This is a genomic window from Streptomyces omiyaensis, from assembly GCF_014650895.1.
In the GTDB taxonomy this organism is placed as follows: Bacteria; Actinomycetota; Actinomycetes; order Streptomycetales; family Streptomycetaceae; genus Streptomyces; species Streptomyces omiyaensis.
In genome coordinates, this window is sequence record NZ_BMVV01000046.1 from 1 (window position 1) to 19,795 (window position 19,795).

Annotated in this window: 18 protein-coding genes; 14 read left to right on the top strand and 4 right to left on the bottom strand. The window is 73.1% G+C overall.

The window, feature by feature from the left end:
• The 3 genes from IE287_RS36470 to IE287_RS39245 form a co-directional block, all read left to right on the top strand.
• A partial coding sequence (locus IE287_RS36470) for an RHS repeat-associated core domain-containing protein (protein WP_189853715.1) occupies nt 1-1,123 on the top strand: 1,123 nt, incomplete at its 5' end.
• A gap of 53 nt (nt 1,124-1,176) precedes the next feature.
• Complete coding sequence (locus tag IE287_RS36475) at nt 1,177-1,659, top strand: hypothetical protein (RefSeq protein WP_189853716.1); 483 nt, start codon at nt 1,177-1,179, stop codon at nt 1,657-1,659.
• A 150-nt stretch (nt 1,660-1,809) separates the two neighbouring features.
• Entirely contained in the window at nt 1,810-1,938 is a 129-nt protein-coding gene (locus IE287_RS39245) for a hypothetical protein (RefSeq protein WP_268255021.1), read from the top strand.
• Nucleotides 1,939-2,114: 176 nt separating this feature from the next.
• Here IE287_RS39245 and IE287_RS36480 read toward each other — a convergent pair whose 3' ends face one another.
• Nucleotides 2,115-2,960 carry a GntR family transcriptional regulator gene (locus tag IE287_RS36480; RefSeq protein ID WP_189853717.1) on the bottom strand — a complete coding sequence of 282 codons (846 nt, stop codon included), beginning with the start codon at nt 2,958-2,960 and terminating at the stop codon, nt 2,115-2,117.
• A 321-nt stretch (nt 2,961-3,281) separates the two neighbouring features.
• Here IE287_RS36480 and IE287_RS36485 point away from each other — a divergent pair, with 321 nt between their 5' ends.
• From IE287_RS36485 to IE287_RS36505, 5 genes are all read left to right on the top strand, one after another.
• Nucleotides 3,282-4,544: an extracellular solute-binding protein gene (locus IE287_RS36485; RefSeq protein WP_189853718.1), complete on the top strand. Its 1,263-nt coding sequence runs from the start codon at nt 3,282-3,284 to the stop codon at nt 4,542-4,544.
• 3 nt (nt 4,545-4,547) lie between these two features.
• Entirely contained in the window at nt 4,548-5,474 is a 927-nt protein-coding gene (locus IE287_RS36490; protein ID WP_189853719.1) for a carbohydrate ABC transporter permease, read from the top strand.
• A gap of 92 nt (nt 5,475-5,566) precedes the next feature.
• Nucleotides 5,567-6,352, top strand: a complete 786-nt coding sequence (locus tag IE287_RS36495) for a carbohydrate ABC transporter permease (protein WP_189853734.1) — start codon at nt 5,567-5,569, stop codon at nt 6,350-6,352.
• Between the two features lie 127 nt (nt 6,353-6,479).
• Nucleotides 6,480-8,135 (top strand): beta-N-acetylhexosaminidase, encoded by a 1,656-nt coding sequence (locus IE287_RS36500; RefSeq protein WP_373307978.1) that lies wholly within the window; start codon nt 6,480-6,482, stop codon nt 8,133-8,135.
• Nucleotides 8,136-8,281: 146 nt separating this feature from the next.
• On the top strand, nt 8,282-9,733 hold the full coding sequence (locus IE287_RS36505) for a cellulose binding domain-containing protein (RefSeq protein ID WP_189853721.1): 1,452 nt from the start codon (nt 8,282-8,284) through the stop codon (nt 9,731-9,733).
• Nucleotides 9,734-10,020: 287 nt separating this feature from the next.
• On the opposite strand, the gene IE287_RS36510 is transcribed toward IE287_RS36505, so the two are convergent.
• Nucleotides 10,021-10,998 (bottom strand): alpha/beta hydrolase, encoded by a 978-nt coding sequence (locus IE287_RS36510; RefSeq protein WP_189853722.1) that lies wholly within the window; start codon nt 10,996-10,998, stop codon nt 10,021-10,023.
• 634 nt (nt 10,999-11,632) lie between these two features.
• On the opposite strand from IE287_RS36510, the gene IE287_RS36515 reads away from it, so the two are divergent.
• The 5 genes from IE287_RS36515 (at nt 11,633) to IE287_RS36535 (ending at nt 15,102) form a co-directional block, all read left to right on the top strand.
• Entirely contained in the window at nt 11,633-12,757 is a 1,125-nt protein-coding gene (locus tag IE287_RS36515) for a saccharopine dehydrogenase family protein (protein WP_189853723.1), read from the top strand.
• A gap of 228 nt (nt 12,758-12,985) precedes the next feature.
• A complete protein-coding gene (locus tag IE287_RS36520) occupies nt 12,986-13,585 on the top strand; it encodes a sulfite oxidase-like oxidoreductase (protein WP_189853724.1) in 600 nt (199 codons plus the stop codon).
• Nucleotides 13,585-14,292, top strand: coding sequence for an FAD-binding oxidoreductase (locus IE287_RS36525; RefSeq protein ID WP_189853725.1), 708 nt, complete (start codon nt 13,585-13,587; stop codon nt 14,290-14,292). The genes IE287_RS36520 and IE287_RS36525 overlap by 1 nt, the downstream gene beginning before the upstream one ends.
• Before the next feature lie 31 nt (nt 14,293-14,323).
• On the top strand, nt 14,324-14,620 hold the full coding sequence (locus IE287_RS36530; RefSeq protein ID WP_189853726.1) for a DUF6510 family protein: 297 nt from the start codon (nt 14,324-14,326) through the stop codon (nt 14,618-14,620).
• Nucleotides 14,621-14,649: 29 nt separating this feature from the next.
• A complete protein-coding gene (locus tag IE287_RS36535) occupies nt 14,650-15,102 on the top strand; it encodes a DUF5709 domain-containing protein (protein WP_189853727.1) in 453 nt (150 codons plus the stop codon).
• A gap of 108 nt (nt 15,103-15,210) precedes the next feature.
• Here the strand turns inward: IE287_RS36535 and IE287_RS36540 are convergent, their stop codons facing one another.
• A complete protein-coding gene (locus IE287_RS36540) occupies nt 15,211-16,380 on the bottom strand; it encodes a PucR family transcriptional regulator (RefSeq protein ID WP_229883976.1) in 1,170 nt (389 codons plus the stop codon).
• Between the two features lie 146 nt (nt 16,381-16,526).
• On the opposite strand from IE287_RS36540, the gene IE287_RS36545 reads away from it, so the two are divergent.
• Nucleotides 16,527-18,014 carry a long-chain-fatty-acid--CoA ligase gene (locus IE287_RS36545; RefSeq protein ID WP_189853728.1) on the top strand — a complete coding sequence of 496 codons (1,488 nt, stop codon included), beginning with the start codon at nt 16,527-16,529 and terminating at the stop codon, nt 18,012-18,014.
• A 129-nt stretch (nt 18,015-18,143) separates the two neighbouring features.
• On the opposite strand, the gene IE287_RS36550 is transcribed toward IE287_RS36545, so the two are convergent.
• A complete protein-coding gene (locus IE287_RS36550; protein ID WP_189853729.1) occupies nt 18,144-19,604 on the bottom strand; it encodes a catalase in 1,461 nt (486 codons plus the stop codon).
• Between the last annotated feature and the right edge of the window lie 191 nt (nt 19,605-19,795).

Here is a 19,795-nt window from a genome sequence, read left to right on the forward strand (position 1 = left end):
GCCCGGCACCAAGGGCTTCGTCGGCGGAGACATCGACACCACCACCGGCCTCACCCACATCGGCGCCCGCGAATACGACACCGAACTCGGCCAGTTCATCAGCGCCGATCCGATCCTGAGCCTCGAAATGCCGCAGTCGGTGAACGGCTACGGCTACGCGAGCAACACGCCTCTCACCCTCACCGACCCCACCGGTCTGATGGAGATATGCGGAGCGAGCGGCGCGGCCTGCTACCCGGACGACTGGAACACCGACGGCACCAAGAACACCGACGGTGACCGCAAGACCAACGACGACAAGCCGAAGCCGAAGCCGGCGACCACCGGCGGAGGCGGCGGCGGGGACAAGAAGGGAACGAACAAGGGGGGCGGCGGCAATTACAAGCTCAAGTGCAACCGGTTCGGCTGTGAGCGCGAGGCGACGGATCAGCCGAAGGGCGACGACCGCGACTACCTCGCCGGCATCATCGCCGGCGCCGTCGACACGCTGACCTTCGCCTGTCAGGGTTTCAAGCTCTTCGGAGAGGTCGAGTGCGCCGGTGACGCCGTGCGCAAGGAGGCGGCCGAAGAGTACGACGTCGAAGTCGACACGCAGGCCTTCGACCTGGGCGTGGGCCACGGCGGCCTCGTCGCCGGAGCCGTGCCGCCCATGCGGGCCGGCTCGATGCTGGGTGCCGGAGCGCGGTTCGACTTCTTCCCCGAGATCGCCGGGTCGCGGACCGCGGTGGTGTTCCCGAGCATGGTGGTCCGGGGTGACAACCGCGTTCCGTCCGTGGTCTTCGCCACCGGATTCTCCACACGGGGCGGAAGCAATCGCGACCTCCTGACCTACGGGAAGTACAACACGAGTTCCTCCTGGGTCGGCACGAGCACCCGGCGCAGCATCGGAGCGATGTTCCCGCAGAAGGCGAAGGGGTCCACCTGGGTCTACGAGATTCCGCACCCCGGTGCCGGTATCAGCATGAACAAGGCGCTCGGCTGGAGCTACGTGTTCCGCGCGGAGAAGGAGGTGGTGTTCCCCGGAGGCATCGACGGAAGCGCCATCGCCGGTGCCCGGTACTATTCCTGGGGCATGCCGACGGACAACTACGTCGCCAATCCCAATTACAAGGGGACCCCGTAGTGCACAGAACGAGGCTCCGGACCGTCTCCGGTGACGGGGAGGGGCGTCCCTGCGTGGTCCTCTTCTCCGCCGAGCCGCCGTGGACCGTCGAGGTCGTCGTGGACGACCTGACACGGGCCCGTGGCACGGGGACGGATCTCTTCGAGGCCTTGAGGTCCGCGCGCCGGAGCCTGGACGAGGAGGGTCTCCTCCTCTGCTGCAACGGCGCGCGGGCGAACGCCCGTCCTTCCCCGACGGCGGCCGCCGCCGGAGCCGAGGTGGTCCACCTCGTCCCCCGGCGGCGCCCGGCCACGGCGCGGGACGTCGTGCCGCTGCTGGCCCCGGCGGGGCCGGATGCGGTGGTGACGGTGGAGGCGCAGGAGCGGGCCTGGGAGGCGCGCTTCGCGTCCTCCCGGGCGTCCGTCCTGTCGCTGCTGCACCCCATGCGGTACGTCAAGGCGATCGAGGAGCGGGTGAGGGGGCCGGTCTTCTGGCGGCCCCGTGAGGACGCCGACGGTTTCACTTCCTGGGAACGAGTCGTGAGGGGGCGACGCTAGGTGGGGTTCCTCCGATTCCTGCGACGCCCTCGCCAGGGCCCGCAGCCCGGACAGGACACGGAAGGCGGGCGGAGTACCGGTCCCGCCGCGGACGCTCCGCCCGCGCTCGTGGCGGAAGCCAGGGCGTATCCGGGAGGATGGGTCTACGAGATGGACCCCCGGAGGGTCGAGGACCCGAACGGTGCCGTGCCTCCCGAGGACATCGTCCGCGCCTGGGAGGTCGGTCCCGACGGGGTGCTCACCGGCCACCGGATGGAGAACCCGTCCTACCGGCCCTGACCTCCCGCCGGTCGTGGCCCTTTCCGGTCCCGGCCGTCCGTCCGTCGTGACCTCAGGCCCCGTCCGCCCCTTCGTGGGGCGGGCGGGGCCTCTTGTCGTCCGCGCCCGCCGGGGGAGCGGGCGACCGGTGCGCGGCCGCGTCGCCGTGTGGTGGGAGGGGCTTCGCGGGCCCGCGCTCAGGTGTGGTGCTGGACCACGCCCCGGGTGGAGAAGGTCACCGGGTCGGCGGCGGTGAAGTCGCCCGGGGGGATGCCCGGGTGGTGGCCCTCCTTCGCCGGCGGCTGCTCGTCGTGGGGGCCGAGGGCGAGGCGGGAGACGATGCGGTAGCGGTCGCCGCGGTAGAGCGAGTGCACGTACTCCACCGGGCGTCCCCGGGAGTCCGTGGTGAGCCGCTCGAACAGGAGCGCCGGGGACAGCTCCGGCACGTCGAGGAGATCGGCCTCGGCGCGGGTGACGACGGTGGGCTCGATGGACTGCACGGCCTCGCTGACCTGGACTCCGTGCCGGTCCCGCAGGTGCTCGTACAGGTCGCCCTGCTCCAGTTCCTCGCTGGTCAGGCCGGGGACGAGGTCGGCCCGGACGTGGAGGTGCTCGATGGCCATCGGGGAGCCGTCCACCAGGCGCAGCCGGGCGACGTAGAGGATCTCGGCGGCGGGGGAGATCCGCAGTTTGCGGCTGACGCGCGGGCCGGCCGGGAGGGTGCTGAACTCCAGGAGCCGGCTGGTCCAGACGCCGCCGGCCTGGGGGAGGCTGAAGGAGTTCCGGTCGGAGATCAGCTCCTGGGTGATCTTCGCCGCGGCGACGAACATGCCCCGGCCGTGCTCGCGCACCAGGAGTCCCGCGACGACCAGTTCGTCGACCGCCGCGCGCAGGGTGGGGCGCGAGACGCCGAGGTCGGCGCAGAGGGTGCGCTCGGAGGGGATGGCGTCGCCGGGGGACCTGGCCTCGATGAGTTCGAGGATCGCGTCGCGGACCCGCTCGCGCTTGAGCATGGCGCCGGAGGCTGCCGCGTCGATCTCCATACGGGGCTCTCGTTCGTCGTCGGGAAGTGCGCGGGAGGTGCGCAGGGGGTGTGCGGGGGGTGCACGGGAGTGCAGCGGAAGTGCGCGGGAAGTTTGCTGGTCAACCATAACTGGTCCACTGGTCAAGCGGCAATGCTGCGGTGGATGCAGGGTTCATGCACCCACTTTTGGCCGGATGGTGTCCAAAAACCCTCTGCGGTGCGGGGGTTGACGACAACATTGGTCCATGCCACCTTCATCTCGCGCCAACTGGTAAACCCTCGGCAGGCAAGTGGTCAGCTCAGGGTTTCCCTCCGTTCCCAGGCTCCCCAGAGGTGAACCGTGAAGCACCGCCCCCTTGTCCTGCTCGGCGCCATGCTGCTGAGCACCGGCCTCGTCTCCTGTTCCTCGTCCGACGGCGGGAGCGACGCCGGCGGGCCGACCGTCCTCGACGTCTGGCTGATGCGCGACAGCGTCTCCGAGGCCTTCCAGAAGGAGTTCGAGGCGGGATTCGAGAAGGCCCACCCGGAGATCGACGTCAAGATCCAGATCCAGGAGTGGGAGGGCATCGGCGAGAAGGTCACCGCCGCCCTGGCCAGCAACGACGCCCCGGACGTCATCGAGGTCGGCAACACCCAGGTCGCCCAGTACGCCCAGAGCGGCGGACTGACCGACTTCACCGACAGGGTCGACGAGCTCGACGGCGACTTCTGGCTGGACGGCCTCGCCGAGCCCGGCGCCTGGGAGGGCAAGCAGTACGGCATCCCGTACTACGCCGCCAACCGGGTCGTCATCTACCGGACCGACCTCTTCCGCCAGGCCGGCATCGACGCCGCGACGATCAAGACGCGTGACCAGTGGCTCGCCGCCACGGAACGCCTGAACAAGGACGGCGTCCAGGGCATCTACCTCCCCGGCCAGAACTGGTTCGCCCTCGCCGGCTTCGTCTGGGACGAGGGCGGCGACCTCGCCCTCCAGGAGGGCGGCAGATGGAAGGGCGGACTGGACAGCCCCGAGGCGATGAGGGCCATGGACTTCTACAAGCGGCTCCAGGCGCTCGGCAAGGGCCCCAAGGACTCCGACGAGTCCCGTCCCCTCCAGGCGGACGTCGTCGCCAAGGGGCAGATCGCGCAGGTCATCGCCACGCCCGGCGGAGCCGGCGTCATCGCGCAGAAGAACCCGGCCCTCAAGGGCAAGCTGGGCTTCTTCCCCATCCCCGGCAAGACCGCCGACACCCCCGGCGCCGTCTTCACCGGCGGCTCCGACCTGATCGTGCCCGCCGTCGCCCGCCACCAGGACGAGGCGTACACCTTCATCAAGGAGCTCACCGGCGAGACCTGGCAGACGAAGCTCGCCCTCGCGATGAGCTACGTCCCGAACAAGACCAACCTCGCCACCGCCGTCGCCTCCGACCCCGGCGCCGCGACCATGGCGGTCGGCGCCGCCAACGGACACGCCACCCCCAACACCCCCCAGTGGGCGGCGGTCGAGGCCAAGAACCCCATCAAGGACTACATGACGGCCGTGCTCACCGGCCGCGACCCGGCGGCCGAGGCCGCGAAGGCCGCCGCGTCCATCACCACGACCCTGAACAGCGGATCCTGAACGATGCCCGCCAGGCCCTCCCGGCGGCCGCTCCGCGGTCGCCGCCCCACCCTCGGCCCGTACCTGCTGATCGCACCGGCGGTCCTGGGCATGCTCTACCTCCTGCTCTACCCCTTCGGCCGGGCCCTGCTCATCTCCCTCCAGGACTTCCGGCTGCGCGAACTGATCAGGGGCGACGCCGAGTTCGTGGGGCTGCGCAACTACCAGACCCTGCTGAGCGACCCGAGGTTCTGGGACGTCGTCCGCCGCACCTTCCTCTTCATGGCCGTCAACGTCGCCGCCATCATGATCCTCGCGACGCTGGTCGCCCTGATGATCGAACGCCTCGGCAGAGCCGGCCGGGCCGTGGTCCTCAGCTCGCTGGTCCTGGTGTGGGCGGTGCCCGTCGTGGCCGCCACCACCGTCTTCCAGTGGCTGTTCCACTCCGAGTTCGGCATCGTCAACGAAACCCTCACCGACCTCGGCCTCGACTCCTTCGAGGGCTACACCTGGCTCGCCGACGGCCGCGCCGCCTTCGCCATCCTCGTCGCCCTCATCGTCTGGCAGTCGGTGCCCTTCGCCGCCATCACCCTCTACTCGGCCCTCACCACCGTCCCCGAGGAGCTCTACGAATCCGCCCGCCTCGACGGCGCCGGGGCGTGGACCCTCTTCCGCTCGGTGACCTTCCCCCTCGTACGGCCCCTCTTCATGCTCGTGCTCTCCCTGGAGGTCATCTGGACCTTCAAGGCCTTCGTCCAGATCTGGGTCATGACCCGGGGCGGCCCCGGCGACGCGACGACGATCCTGCCCGTGTACGCCGTCCAGACCGCCCTCGCCAACCAGCGCTACGACCTGGGCTCGGCCGCCTCCATGGTCACCGTCCTGCTCATGAGCGGCGTCCTCGTCCTCTACTTCCGCCAGCTCTTCCGCCAGGAGGGGGACCAGCTGTGACCCCGACCCGCACGACCCGCACGGCTCGTAAGGCCCGCACGACCGCGCCGCGGCGCGCGCTCCGCCGGCTCCCGCTCCGCGCGGCCGCCACCCTGACCGTGGTGATCTGCCTCTTCCCCGTGTACTGGATGCTCGCGACCGCCTTCAGGCCGTCCCGCGACATCCAGTCCTACGACCCCCGCCTCATCCCGCAGGAGTGGACCCTCGACCACTTCCGCACCGCGGTCCAGGCCGACGGCTTCGCCCTCTTCTGGCGCAACAGCGTCCTCGTCACCCTCGGCGCCGTCCTCCTCGCCCTGATCGTCGCGCTCGGCGCGGCGTACGCCGTGGCCCGGCTGCGGTGGCGCGGCCGCCGCCAGTTCATGCTGGCGGTCTTCATCGCCCAGATGGCGCCGTGGGAGTCACTGATCATCCCGGTCTACATCATCTCCCGCGACACGAACATGCTCGACCGGCTGCCGACGCTCACCCTCGTCTACTTCATGATCACCCTGCCGTTCACGGTGGTCGTGCTCCGCGGCTTCATCGCCGGCATCCCGCCCGAACTGGAGGAGGCCGCGCAGGTCGACGGCTGCACCCGCGTCGGTGCCTTCCGCCGGATCGCCTTCCCCCTGCTCGCCCCGGGACTGATGGCCACCTCGCTCTTCGGCTTCATCACCGCCTGGAACGAGTTCACCTACGCCAACTTCCTCATCATCAAACAGCAGGACAGCCGCACCCTGCCGGTCTGGCTCTCCTCCTTCCAGACCACCTTCGGCACGGACTGGGGGGCCACCATGGCCGCCTCCACCCTCTTCGCGCTGCCCGCCCTCGTCGTCTTCCTCGCCCTCCAGCGCCACGTGACGTCGGGCCTCACCGCCGGAGGCGTCAAGGGCTGACCGACACGACACGACCACCCCGCCGCTTCCGCGCCGCGCGGCACACCGGAACCGGCCGCCCCGTCGTGCGGCCGCCGGCAGCCGGACCGCGCGCCCCCGCAGAACACCGGAGACGAACCCCGTGGACCTGCCCCGCCCCGCCCGCCACCGCCCCGACCTCACCCTCGTCCCCCGCCCCGGCCGGCTCTCCCCCCGCCCCGGACGCTTCCGTCTCGACGCCACCACCCGTCTGCGCGTCGCCCCGGGCGCCGAGCAGGCCGCCGACCTGCTGCGCGGCTACCTGACGCCCGCCACCGGGCTGCGCCTGGAGCACGCCGAGGACGGCACCTTCGTCCTCGCGCTCGACCCCGCGCTCACCGGCCTCGGGGAGGAGGGGTACGGACTCACCGTCGCCGCCCACGGAGTGCTGCTGCGCGCCGCCCGGCCCACCGGCCTCCTCCGCGGCGTCCAGACGGTGCGCCAGCTCCTGCCCCCCGAGGCCCTCACCGCCCCGACGGGCCGCGACACCGGTCCGTACGGCTCCGGCCCCTATGGCTCCGGTCCGTACGACACCGGGTCGACCGGCTCCGCCCCGTACGCGGTCCCGCCCCACCGGGTCGAGCTGCCCGGCGTCGAGATCACGGACGTCCCCGCGCACCCCTGGCGCGGGATGCTCCTCGACGTCGCCCGGCACTTCCAGCCCGTGTCCTACCTCCACCGCTTCGTCGACCTGCTCGCCCTCCACAAACTGAACGTGCTCCAGCTCCACCTCACCGACGACCAGGGCTGGCGGATGCCGGTCGAGGCCTACCCGAGGCTCACCGGGACCGGAGGCCGGCGGGCGCAGTCGATGGTGGGCCCCGCGGGCAGCACGCGCTTCGACGGCCGTGCGCACGGCGGCGCGTACACCCGCGCGGAACTCGCCGGGCTCGTCGCCCACGCCGCCGCGCGCGGGGTGACCGTCGTGCCCGAGATCAGCGTGCCGGGACACGTGCGGTCCGCCCTGGCCGCCTACCCCGAACTGGGCAACGCCCCGGACCGGCGGCTCGACGTGTGGACCGAGTGGGGCGTCTGCCCCACCGTGCTCGGGGTCGGCGACCACGTCCTGGACTTCTTCCGCACCGTCCTCGACGAGGTGATGGACCTCTTCCCCGCCCCCTACGTCCACCTCGGGGGCGACGAGGTCCCCACCGGCGAATGGGAGTCCAGCCCGGCGGCGATCGCCCGCGCGGCCCGCGAGGGGCTGTCGGGCCCGCGCGAACTGCACGGCTGGTTCATGGCCCGGATGGCCGACCACGTCGCAGGAGCGGGCCGCCGCCCGGTCGCCTGGGCCGAGGACGGCGCCACGCTGCCCCTCTCCTGCACCGTGATGAGCTGGCGCACGCCCGAACACGCCTGGGCCGCGGCCCGCCGGGGCCACGACGTCATCCACGCCGACCACCGGCGCACCTACTTCGACTACGCCCGCGCGTCCGGGCCCGAGGAGCCGGCCGCCCAGCCGGGCCACACGACCGACCTGCGGAGCGTGTACGGCGTCGACCTGCTGCCGCCCCCGGACGAGCCGGGGCTCTCCGGCAGGGTCCTGGGGGTCCAGGGGCAGCTGTGGACCGAGTTCGTCCCGACGCCCGCGCACATCGAGTACCTCACCTACCCCCGCCTGTGCGCCCTCGCCGAACGGGCGTGGACCGCGTCCGGCGACTGGCGGGACTTCCGCGACAGGCTGGACGGCCACGGCGCGCGCCTGACCGCGCTCGGCGTCCCGCACGACGCCCTCCCCGCCCGGACGGCCCCCGCCCCGGCGTGAACCCGTCCGGCGCGGACCGGCCCGGACGCCTCCCGCCCGGCGCGGACCGGCCCGCTTCCTCTTCCCGCACCCCTGATGTCCTCCTCCCGCACCACCGATGTCTCCCTCCCGCCGACCGGCGGGAGCGAACGAAAGGAATCCGTCTGATGAGCACCCGTGCCACCAGCCGTACCAGCCGCACCACCCGGGCGGCCCTCGCGCTGACCGCGGTCGTCGGCAGCGCCGCCCTGGCGACCTTCCCGCTCACCACCGCCTCCGCCTCCGGGGGCGGGGTCGCCGTCCAGTACCGCACCAGCGCCGGCGGGGCCACCGCCGACCAGAGCGAGCCGTGGCTCAAGGTGCGCAACACCGGCACCACGAGCGTGGCGCTGAACCAGGTCAAGATCCGCTACTACTTCAAGGCGGACTCGCCGACCGCCACCTACCGCTTCGCCTGCTCGTGGGCGGTCAAGGGCTGCTCGGCCATCACCGGCACCTTCGGCACGCTCGCCAACCCCACCGCGACGGCCGACCGCTACCTGGAGATCGGTTTCACCTCCGCGGCCGGGTCGCTCGCCCCCGGCGCCGACACCGGCGACATGCAGCTGCGCTTTTACCAGGCCAACTGGCAGACCCTGACCCAGAGCGACGACTACTCCTTCCAGGGCGCGCCGACCTCGTACACCGACTGGACCAAGGTCACCGCGCAGCTCGCGGGGGTGAACGTGTGGGGCACCGCCCCGGCCGGCAACGAGCCCACCGAACCGCCCACGACCCCGCCGACCACCCCGCCCACCACCCCGCCGGGCAACGGCGAGACCCTCTTCGACGACTTCTCGTACTCCTCGCACACCGACCCGGCCCTCGCCTCCCACGGCTGGAGCGTCCGCTCGAACTCCGGTGGCCCCGGCGTCCCCGGCGCCACCTGGGACCCCTCCAAGGTCACCTTCGTCAACCAGAGCGGCAACACGGTGATGAACCTGGAGACCTCCAGCGCCGGCACCGGCGCCAGCACCGTGCACACCGAAGTCCTCACCCAGGCGACGAAGTTCAAGAACGGCACCTACGCCTCCCGGGTGAAGTTCTCCGACGCGCCCAAGTACGGCCCGGACGGCGACCGCATCGTCCAGACCTTCTTCACCATCAACGACCTCAAGGCCCCGATGGCCGACGACTACGCCGAGTACGACTTCGAGTACCTGCCCAACGGCGGCTGGGGCGAGCCGGCCAACATCCTCTACACGACCTCCTGGGAGACCTACAACCCCGACCCGTGGCAGGCGGTCAACCAGCACAGCGAGAGCCGTACGAGCTTCGCGGGCTGGCACGACCTGGTCGTGACCATCGACAACAGCAAGATCACCTACTACGTCGACGGAGCCCTGTTCGGCACGCACGACGCCGCCTACCTGCCCGAGCGCCCCATGTCCATCAACTTCAACCAGTGGCTGATCGACCTCAACGGCCAGCCGTCGACCACTCCGCGCGCCTACGACCAGCAGGTCGACTACGTCCTGCACGTCAAGGACCAGGTCCTCACCCCCGCCCAGGTCGCCGCGAAGGTGGCGGCCCTGCGCGGTGCCGGCACGACCTTCGTCGACCAGGTCCCCGCCTCCTGACACCCGCCGGCCGCCCCGGCCCCCGGTCCGCCGACCGGGGGCCGGGGCTCCGGCGTCGGCCCGGGCGCCGAGGCGGTGGGGGAGGAGCGCGTCCTCCGCGGGGCGGACGGCGGGCTGGTGCGGGCCGTCAGCCGGCGGCCGTCGCCGCCCGGACCGCGGGGGAGGCGGCGAACAGGGCGGACACGGAGGCGCGGACCTGTCGCGCGCCGCCCGCAGGCAGGCGGCCCGCCCACGCCCCGACGGCGTGGAACGGGCCCCTGCAGGCGGACGGGCGAGGGCGGCGCCGGTCAGTCGTCGCCGTGCAGCGCCGTCCTGAGGGCGTCGACGGCCAGCTTGCGCGCGACGTTGGCCGCGCGGGTGTCCCGGAGGCTGTCGAGGAGGAGGAAGTCGTGGACCATCCCGGCCACGCGGACGGAGGTGACGTCGACGCCGGCCTCGCGGAGCCTGTTGGCGTACTGCTCGCCCTCGTCGCGCAGGACGTCGGCCTCGTCGGTGATCACCAGGGTGGTGGGGAGTCCCCTGAGCTGGTCGAGCGTGGCCCGCAGGGGTGAGGCGTGGTGTTCGGCGCGCTGGGCCGGATCGGTGGTGTAGGCGTCCCAGAACCACTTCATGCCGTCCCGGGTGAGGTAGTAGCCCTCGGCGAACTGCAGGTAGGAGGGGGTGTCGAAGTCGGCGTCGGTCACCGGGTAGAGCAGCACCTGGGCCTTGAGGTCGATGCCGCCGCGCTCCTTGTTCATCAGCGCGAAGACCGCGGACATGCAGCCGCCGACCGACTCCCCGGTGACGGCGATGCGGGAGACGTCCAGACCGTGCTCGGCGCCGTGCTCCAGGACCCACCGCCCCACGGCGTAGTTCTGCTCGACCTGGGTGGGGTACCCGGCCTCGGGGGCGCGGTCGTAGACGGGGAAGACGCCCGCGGCACCCGCTCCGACGGCGAGCTCGCGGAAGAGCCGGTCGTGGGTCCTGTCGTCGCCGAAGACCCATCCGGCGCCGTGGATGTAGAACACCACGGGCAGCGGGCCGCTCGCCCCCTTGGGGCGGATGATGCGGGTGCGGACGGTGCCCCACTCGCCCGCGTCGACGTCGACCCACTCCTCGTCGACCTCGGGCCGGGGCACGCTCGGGTCGACCTGCAGCCCGAGCAGGATCTCGCGGCCCTTCTCGGGCGGGACCTCGTAGATCCGGGGATGGGGGTCGGTCGCGTCGCACAACTCCTGTGCCGCCGGTTCCAGGTAAGGCGTGATCGGGGGCGGAAGCTGGGTCATGTCCACTCCATGGTCACGAGCACACGCGTGCCCTGTTTCCGCGGCGCTGCCGGCCGCGGAGGGGATCCCCCCTGCCGGGGCGTCGATGCCCGTCTCCCATCTTCACGTCCGGTCCGGCCTCCGCAACCGGGCCGGTGCGGCGACGGTGCCGGACCCCGCCGCGGGTCTCCCCGGTGCGGCGACGGGTCGCTCGGGCCGCCCGTGGGGCAGATGATGGCCTTGGGCCACCCACGCCGTACTGCGCCGGCCGAGCCCTCCTGCTCCGGCACGGGCATCGGCCTCGTCGCCGGCGCGTTCGGGCCGGCGCGAACGGGCCGAAGCTTTCGGGCCGACCCGAACGCGCCGACGGCCGTCCGCCGACGGCACCCGCCGTCACGCGCTCCCGGTCGTACGCCCCCGCCGCGCCCCCGCCGGCAGGTTTCCCTCCCCCGTCCTGCCCCACGCCCCGGAAGGCCTCCCGCCCCATGACCGCCCTCGCTGCCCGCGCCGCCCCCGCAGCCCCCGCCGTCCGCGCGGGGCGGCAGAACCAGGACGTCCCTCAGACGGTCCGCGGTGCCCCTCGGTCGCTCCGCGACGCTCCGGAGCCGGTCGCCGACGTCCCGCGGCCGGTCCGCCCGCTCCTCGGAAGGCGGCGATGAACGGCCGCGTCGTCCTGCTCGGCGCCACCGGCTACACCGGCGGCCTCGTCCTCGACGCCCTGAGGCGCAGAGGCGTCAGACCGACGGTCGCCGGGCGCGACCCCACCGCCCTTGCCGCCCTGGCCGCCCGCTCCGGCGGACCCGACCAGTGGGTCGTCGACGCCCGTGCCCCCGAGGAGCTGCGCCGGAACCTGCGGCCCGGCGACGTCCTGATCACCACCGCCGGCCCCTTCGGACGCCTCGGCCTCCCCGTCGCCAGGGCCGCGGCGGACGCGGGCGCCCACTACCTCGACTCCAGCGGCGAGGTCGGCTTCGTCCGCGCCCTGCACGACCGGTACCACCACCGCGCCTGCGAGACCGGGGCCGTGATGCTCCCGGCCTTCGGCTACGACTACGTGCCCGGCATGCTCGCCGCCGCCCTGGCCCTCCGCGAGGCGGGCACCGCCGCCCGCTGCGTCGACATCGGCTACTTCGCCACCGGCACGGTCCGGCGAGGCCTCAGCCGGGGCACCCGCGCCGCCCTGCGCGACGGCCTCGTCCTGCCCTCCGCCCGCCGGCACCGGCGCGTCATCGTCGAGGAACGCACCGCCTCCCGCCTCCGCGACTTCACCGTCCGGGGCCGCCGCACCCCGGCGTTCCTCGTCTCCGGCACCGAAGTGCTCTTCCTGCCGAGGGAGTTCCCGTCGCTGGACGACGTCACCGTCTACAACGGCTGGTTCCCCGCACTCGGCCGCTTCCTCCCCTTCTGGTCGGCCCTCGCCCACGCCGCCACCCGCCTCCCGGCGGGCGGCAGGATCGCCGAGGCCCTCACCCTCCCCCTGGCCATCGGACCGCCGGGCGGTCCCGACGCCGCCGTGCGCGCACGCGTCTCCTCGTACGTCGTCGCCCTCGCCTCCCCGGCCGCCGGGCACGGGGCCCCGCTCGCGGAGGTCCACCTCGAAGGCCCCGATCCGTACGGCCTCACCGGCGAACTCGTCGCCTGGGCCGCCGAGCGCCTCGCCGACCGCCGCTCCGGCGCCACCCCCGGTGTCGTCGGCCCCCTCACGGCCTTCGGCCTCGACGCGCTCCGGCAGGGCTGCGCCGCGCTCGGACTCGCCCCCGTCCGGGACCGGGCCCCCTGAGCGCGAGCCGGCCCCGGGAGCCCCCCGCGGCTGCCGCGCGGCACAACTGGGACCCGCCCGCGCCGGGTTGCGTGCGCGCCTCGGCAGAGGATCATGGGGGAGAAGAGGGACGCGGCGCACCGCACCCGCGCGACGCGATCCCGCACCCGCCGTGACGACGGCCGTCGTGACCCGCCGCTCCGCCCCGTCGACCGCCCGAGGCCGACTCCGAGCGAGAGGAACGGACCCATGGGCAGCTTGTCACCGGGGTTCCACGGCAGGACCCGCGCCTTCGAGGGCCGGCTGCCGCCGGGGCAGTACCCGACGGAGTCGTTCCCCGTCCTGTCCGCCGGTCCCACCCCGCACGTCCCCACCGACCGGTGGTCCTTCACCGTGACCACCGAACGGGGGGAGACCCGGTCCTGGACGTGGGACGAGATGATGGCCCTCCCCCAGGAGGAGCCCACCGTCGACATCCACTGCGTGACCCGCTGGTCGAAGTTCGACACCCGCTGGCGCGGAGTCTCCCTCGACGTCTTCCTCGACGAGGTGGACTCCTCCTCGGAACACGTCGTCGCCGAGTCCTTCGACGGCTACACCACCAACCTCCCGCGCGAGGACGTCACCGGCGGCAAGGCGTGGCTGGCCCACGCCTATGACGGCTACGCGCTCTCCCCGGACCACGGCGGCCCGGCCCGCCTCGTCGTCCCCCACCTCTACTTCTGGAAGTCCGCCAAGTGGATCAAGGGCATCATCCTCACCCCGGACGACGAGCCCGGCTTCTGGGAGTCCGCCGGCTACCACGGCTACGGCGACCCGTGGCGCGAACAGCGCTACTGGAGCGACTGATGCACGGCTGGCGACGGGCGCGCCTCACGGAGCGGACGCGGCAGACGGCGACCGGCCGCACCCTGCGGCTCGACGTGCCCGAGTGGCCGGGACACCTTCCGGGCCAGCACGTCGACATCCGGCTGACGGCGGACGACGGCTACCAGGCCGTACGGAGCTACTCCCTGGCCGCTCCCGCCGGCGCCGGCGCCGGGTCCATCGAACTGGGCGTCCAGGCCACCTCCGGCGGCGAGGTCTCCCCGTACCTCGCCGACGACCTTCCCCTGGGCGCCGAGGTCGAGGCCAGGGGACCCCTCGGGGGATGGTTCGTCTGGACGCCGAGGGAATCCGGCCCGCTCCTGCTCGTCGCCGGCGGCTCCGGCATCGTGCCGCTGATGGCGATGGTGCGCGCCCGCCTCGCCTCCGCGTCGGACGAGCCCTGCACCCTGCTCTACTCCGTCCGGAGCCCCGCCGAGGTCTGGTACGCGGAGGAACTCGACGCCGCGGCCCACCGGATCCGCGTCCGCCTGCTCCACACCCGGGTCGCCCCGGACGGCTCCGCGCGCCCGGCCGGGCGCATCGGCGGTCCCGACCTGCGGGACCTGCCGCCCTCCGCGGAAGGCCGCTGCTACGTCTGCGGCCCGACCGGCTTCGTCGAGCACGTCGGCGAGCTCCTGCTGACCACCGGATACGCACCGGGCCGGATCCGTACCGAACGCTTCGGCTGACACCCCCGCGCCGCACGGTGAGGAACCCGACATGAACGAGCACCCCCTGTACCTCGACGGGAACGCCCTGGCCGGCCCCCTCGGAGAGGTCTTCACGACCGACCCGACGACGGCGTGGCGGCTCTGCCCCGCCTGCCGGCTGCCGGCGACCCTGGCACAGCTGCACGTCTACGGCCCCGAACCCGGCCTGACCGCCCGCTGTCCCGGCTGCGCCGCCGTCGCGCTGCGCGTCGTCACCCAGCCCGGGCACCTGTGGCTCCAACTGGGCAGCGGCGCGGGCGCCTTCCGCTTCTCCCGTCCCCACGACCGCGTCCGGAACCCGGGCTGAGGACCGCGGCGGAGCGAGGGGAGCGGCACATGAGCGAACGCGAAGCATGGGGCGACGAGGTCTACCAGCCGGACGGAAGCGAGGTCCGGGACGACGCCGGGATCCTCGACCGCGAGGACACCCTCGACGGTCCGGGCGGAGATCCGCTCGACGAGGGGTACTCACCGCCCGAACGGCCCCTGGGCGCCGAACGCGTGGGCGTCACGGCGGCCGAGCGGATGCGCGGCGAGTCCCTCGACGAGCGGCTCGCGGAGGAGGAGCCGGAGGTCGCCGTCCCCGACGGCGACGGCCTCGGCGACACGACGGACACCGACGGCGAACTCCTCGACGACCAGGTCGGCGGCAGACGGGCCGGCCGTCTGATGGCCGAGGACCGGGGGACCGGCCCCGTCACCTCGGAACCCCACGCCCACGACGTCGGCATCGACGGCGGCGCGGCCTCGGCCGAGGAGGCCGCGATGCACATCGTCGACGAGGAGTGACCCGCACGACGCCCGTCCCCCGGAACCGTCACGGGGCGGGACGCGCCGGCGCCGGAGCTCACCCCCGGCCGGCACTCACCCCTGGCCGGAGCCCGCCCCGCCCGGAGCTCACCCCCGGGTCCGCGGCCCCCGGACCGCCGGCAGCGCGGCGCCGATGTCCGCCGCCGCCCGCGGGTCGGAGAGCCGCCGGCCGGTGAGCTCCTCGACGCGCCGGAGCCGGTAGCGCACCGTGTTGGGGTGGACGAACAGGCCCCGCGCGGCGGCGTCGGCCGAGCCCCCGCAGGCGAACCACTCCTCCAGGGTCCGCAGCAGACGGGACCGCTCCGCGGCCGGCAGGTCCAGCACCGGCCGGAGGGTCACCTCCACCAGGTGGGCGGCCTCGGCGGGCGCCGCGGCGACGACCATCGCCAGCGGGTCGTCGTCGAACCGCGCCACCCCGGGCCCGGTGCCCGGCAGCCCGGACAGGGCGAGGCGGGCGAAACGCACCGCCCGCGGGGCATTTCGCAGCGAGTCGAAGCACGGACTGAACCCCACCCGGGCCCGACCGCGCCGCAGGATGCGCAGACAGGCGTCCTCCGCGCCCGCCGACGGCAGCGCGATCAGGGCGAGCTGCTGATCCGGCAGCAGCCTCCAGGCGGACGGCAGCTCCTCCCGGCGCAGGGCGGCCTCCACGCCCGCGAGCGGCTCCTCGCCCGGAGCGCCGGCCTCGGCGACGGCGACCGCGTACGGCCCCTGCTCCGGCAGCCCCAGCTCGCGGGCGGCCTCCCAGAGCGTGCCCTCGGCGACGATGCCGGTGAACAAGGCCTCCACCAGGGCGGAACGCCTGGCGAGCCCCCGCGAGGTCAGCTCCGCGGCCGTCTCCCGGTAGGCGACCGCCACCGCCTCCGCGTACAGGCCGAACAGCGCCCAGAACTTCGCGGACTCCGACACCAGCAGCTCGTCCGTGACCTCGGGCCGGCTCCGTGCCTCCGCGAGGATCTCGGTCCACAGCAGCTCGGACCCGATGCGGTAGGCCCGCAGGGTGTCGGCGAGCGGCACGCCCTGCTCCGCCCGGTCCCGACCGGTCTCCCGGGCCGCCTCCGCGTCGAAAGTGCCGTCGCGCTGGACCTGCGTCAGCACCAGGTCCGCGTTGGCGGCGCAGGAGTCGCGCAGCGCCTCCAGGGGGACCAGCGCCTCGTCCCGGTAGGCGTCGACCTCCGAACGGATGCGCAGGGCCATCCTCCCGGCCAGCTCGGGCAGTCTCGACCGCAGCGCCGCCGCCACACCCGAAAGGTTCATGTCCGCAGCATAGTGGGCCTCTTTTGTTCCGGAGGACAATCGAGCGGCCCGAGCGCTGTCCCGTCCCCCATAGGGCGCGCGCCCCGTGTGACGGCAGGGTGTCCGCGATGTAGACATTCGGCGGTTCCGGGCGACGGAGGCGGGTCATGGCCAATCTGGCAGGGTTCCTCGTGGAGACGGCTGCGCGGCAGCCCGAGCACCCCGCACTGCGGCTGGGGGAGCGGGTCATCACGTACGCGGAGCTGGACGGGCACAGCGCCCGTGCCGCCACCCTGCTCAGGTCCGAGGGCGTGCGTCCCGGCGACCGGGTCGCCCTGATGCTGCCCAACGTCCCCGAGTTCGTCGTGCTGTACTACGGCGCCCTGCGGGCCGGCGCGGTCGTCGTCCCGATGAACCCGCTCCTGAAGACCCGGGAGACCGCCTTCCACCTCACCGACTCCGGCGCGGTCCGGCTCTTCGAGTGGCACCAGGCACCGGGCGAGGGCGCGCAGGGGGCGGCGGCCGCGGGCGTGCCGCGCACGGCGGTCGAACCCGCCGCGTTCGCCGCCGCACTGGCCGCCCACGAGCCCCTCGAAGGGGTCGCCGACGTCGACGGCGAGGACATGGCCGTCCTGCTGTACACCTCCGGCACCACCGGCCGCCCCAAGGGCGCCGTCCTCACCCACGCGGGCCTCCGCCACAACACCGAGGTGAACGGCATCCAGATCCAGCGGATGACGCCGGACGACGTGGTGGTGGGCTGCCTGCCGCTGTTCCACATCTTCGGGCAGATCTGCACGATGAGCGTGACCGTCCGCAGCGGCGCCTCCCTCGTCATGATCCCCCGGTTCGCGCCGGGAGACGTCCTGGACGCCATCGCCCGCGAGCGGGCCACCGTCTTCGAGGGCGTGCCGACCATGTACGCGGCCCTGCTGCAGCACCCCTCCGAGGCGGACGTCTCGACCCTGCGGATGTGCATCTCCGGCGGCGCCTCGCTGCCGGTCGAGGTCCTCCACGGCTTCGAGCGGCGCTTCGGCTGCGCCGTGCTGGAAGGCTTCGGCATGTCCGAGACCAGCCCGGTCGTCACCTTCAACCACCCCGACCGGCCCCGCAAGGCCGGCTCCATCGGCACCCCCATCCGGGACGTCGAGGTGCGGCTCCTCGACGACGGGGGACAGGACGTGGTCCCCGGCGAGATCGGCGAACTGGCGGTCCGCGGACCCAACGTGATGAAGGGCTACTGGAACCGTCCCGAGGAGACGGCCGCCGCCATCCCCGACGGCTGGCTGCGCACCGGGGACCTGGCGCGCGCCGACGAGGACGGCTACCTCTTCGTCGTCGACCGCAAGAAGGACATGATCATCCGCGGGGGGTACAACGTCTACCCGCGCGAGATCGAGGAGGTCCTCCACGAGCACCCGGCCGTCGCCCTGGCCGCCGTGGTGGGCGTGGGCCACGCCGACCTCGGCGAGGAGGTCGCGGCGGCGGTCGTGCTCCGCCCCTCCGCGCGGGCCACCCCCGACGAGCTGCGGGAGTGGGTGAAGGAGCGGGTGGCGGCCTACAAGTACCCCCGTCACGTGTGGTTCGTCGATCAGCTCCCGCTGGGCCCGAGCGGCAAGATCCTCAAGCGGGAGATCACCCTGCCGACGCCGTAGCGGCGCCCGCCGCTCCGCCCGGTCCCGGCCGCCCTCGGGGCGACGCGGACCGGGCGGAGGAGCCGCCGGAACCGGGGGAGGGCCGGTGCCGGAGGGGGATCCGGTACCGGAGGGGGTCCCGGGTCAGGGCTACGAGCCCTGCCCGGCCCGGACCCCCTTGGCGATGCGGCTCCCGACGTCCGGGTCGATGTTGCTCCAGTACGCGAAGGCGCGCTCCAGGACCGGATCGCTCACCCCGTCGAGGAGGTGGCCGACCACGTTGTCCACCAGGCGGTCGCGGGCCGCGTCGTCCAGGACCTCGCGCACCAGGGTGCCGGGCTGCCCCCAGTCGTCGTCCTCCGGGTGCGACACGTACGCCGCCCGGGTGATCTCGCCGTCGGCGGACCAGCTCGGCGGGCTGCCGTACCGCTCGGTGTCGGCGGCCGGCCCGCCCTTGGAGTTCGGCGCGTAGACCGGGTCGGACGTCTTCCGGTAGGCCATCGCGCCGTCCTTGGAGTACGTGTGGACGTCGACGACCGGCGCGTTCACCGGCAGCTGCTGGTAGTTGGCCCCGATCCGGGCCCGGTGGGCGTCCGCGTACGAGAAGAGCCGCCCCAGCAGCATCCGGTCGGGACTGGGGCCGATGCCCGGCACGAAGTTGTTCGGCTGGAAGGCCGCCTGCTCGATCTCGGCGTGGTTGTCGGTGGGGTTGCGGTCCAGCGTCATCCGCCCCACCGGCAGCAGCGGGTAGTCGCCGTGCGGCCACACCTTGGTGAGGTCGAACGGGTTGAAGCGGTACGCCGCCGCCTCCTCGTACGGCATGACCTGGACGTGGAGGGTCCAGGAGGGGAAGTCCCCGTCGCGGATGTGCTCGAAGAGGTCCCGCACGTGGAAGTCCGAGTCGGCGCCCGCCAGCCGGTCGCCCTCCTCCTGGGTGAGGAACTCGACGCCCTGGTCGGTCTTGAAGTGGTACTTCACCCAGAAGCGCTCGCCGGCGGCGTTGGTCCACATGTAGGTGTGGGAGGTGTACCCGTTCATGTGGCGCCAGCTGCGCGGGATGCCCCGGTCGCCCATCAGCCAGGTCACCTGGTGCGCGGACTCCGGCGAGAGGGTCCAGAAGTCCCACTGCATGTCGTGGTCGCGCAGGTTGCTGTCGGCCCGGCGCTTCTGGGACCGGATGAAGTGCTGGAACTTCATCGGGTCCTTGACGAAGAAGACCGGCGTGTTGTTGCCGACCATGTCGTAGTTGCCCTCGCTGGTGTAGAACTTCACCGCGAAGCCGCGCGGGTCGCGCCAGGTGTCCGGGCTGCCCCGCTCGCCGGCCACCGTGGAGAAGCGGGCGACCAGGTCGGTACGGACCCCCGGCTGGAACAGCGCGGCCCTGGTGTACCGGCTGACGTCATGGGTGACCTCGAAGTGCCCGAAGGCGCCGCTGCCCTTCGCGTGCGGCTGCCGTTCGGGGATCCGTTCCCGGTTGAACTGGGCCATCTGCTCGATCAGGTAGGCGTCCTGGAGGAGGATCGGACCACCTGCGCCCACGGTGAGCGAGTGTTCGTCGCTCTCCACCGGGGCTCCGGAGTCGGTCGTCGTGGAGGGTCGGCTCTCCGTCATCACTCTGCCTTTCGTCGCGCACGACCACCTTCTGCCGCCCCGGTCGAAGCCGCGACTCGGGGCGCGCCCCGCGGACCCCCGATGTCTGCGCTGCTCACTCCCCTCGGGCGAGGTGGACGGCGCACGCATCGGACTCGCGGTGCATGGTGCGCGTGTGTCCCCCGATCCCGGCACGGAAACGGAACGGACGC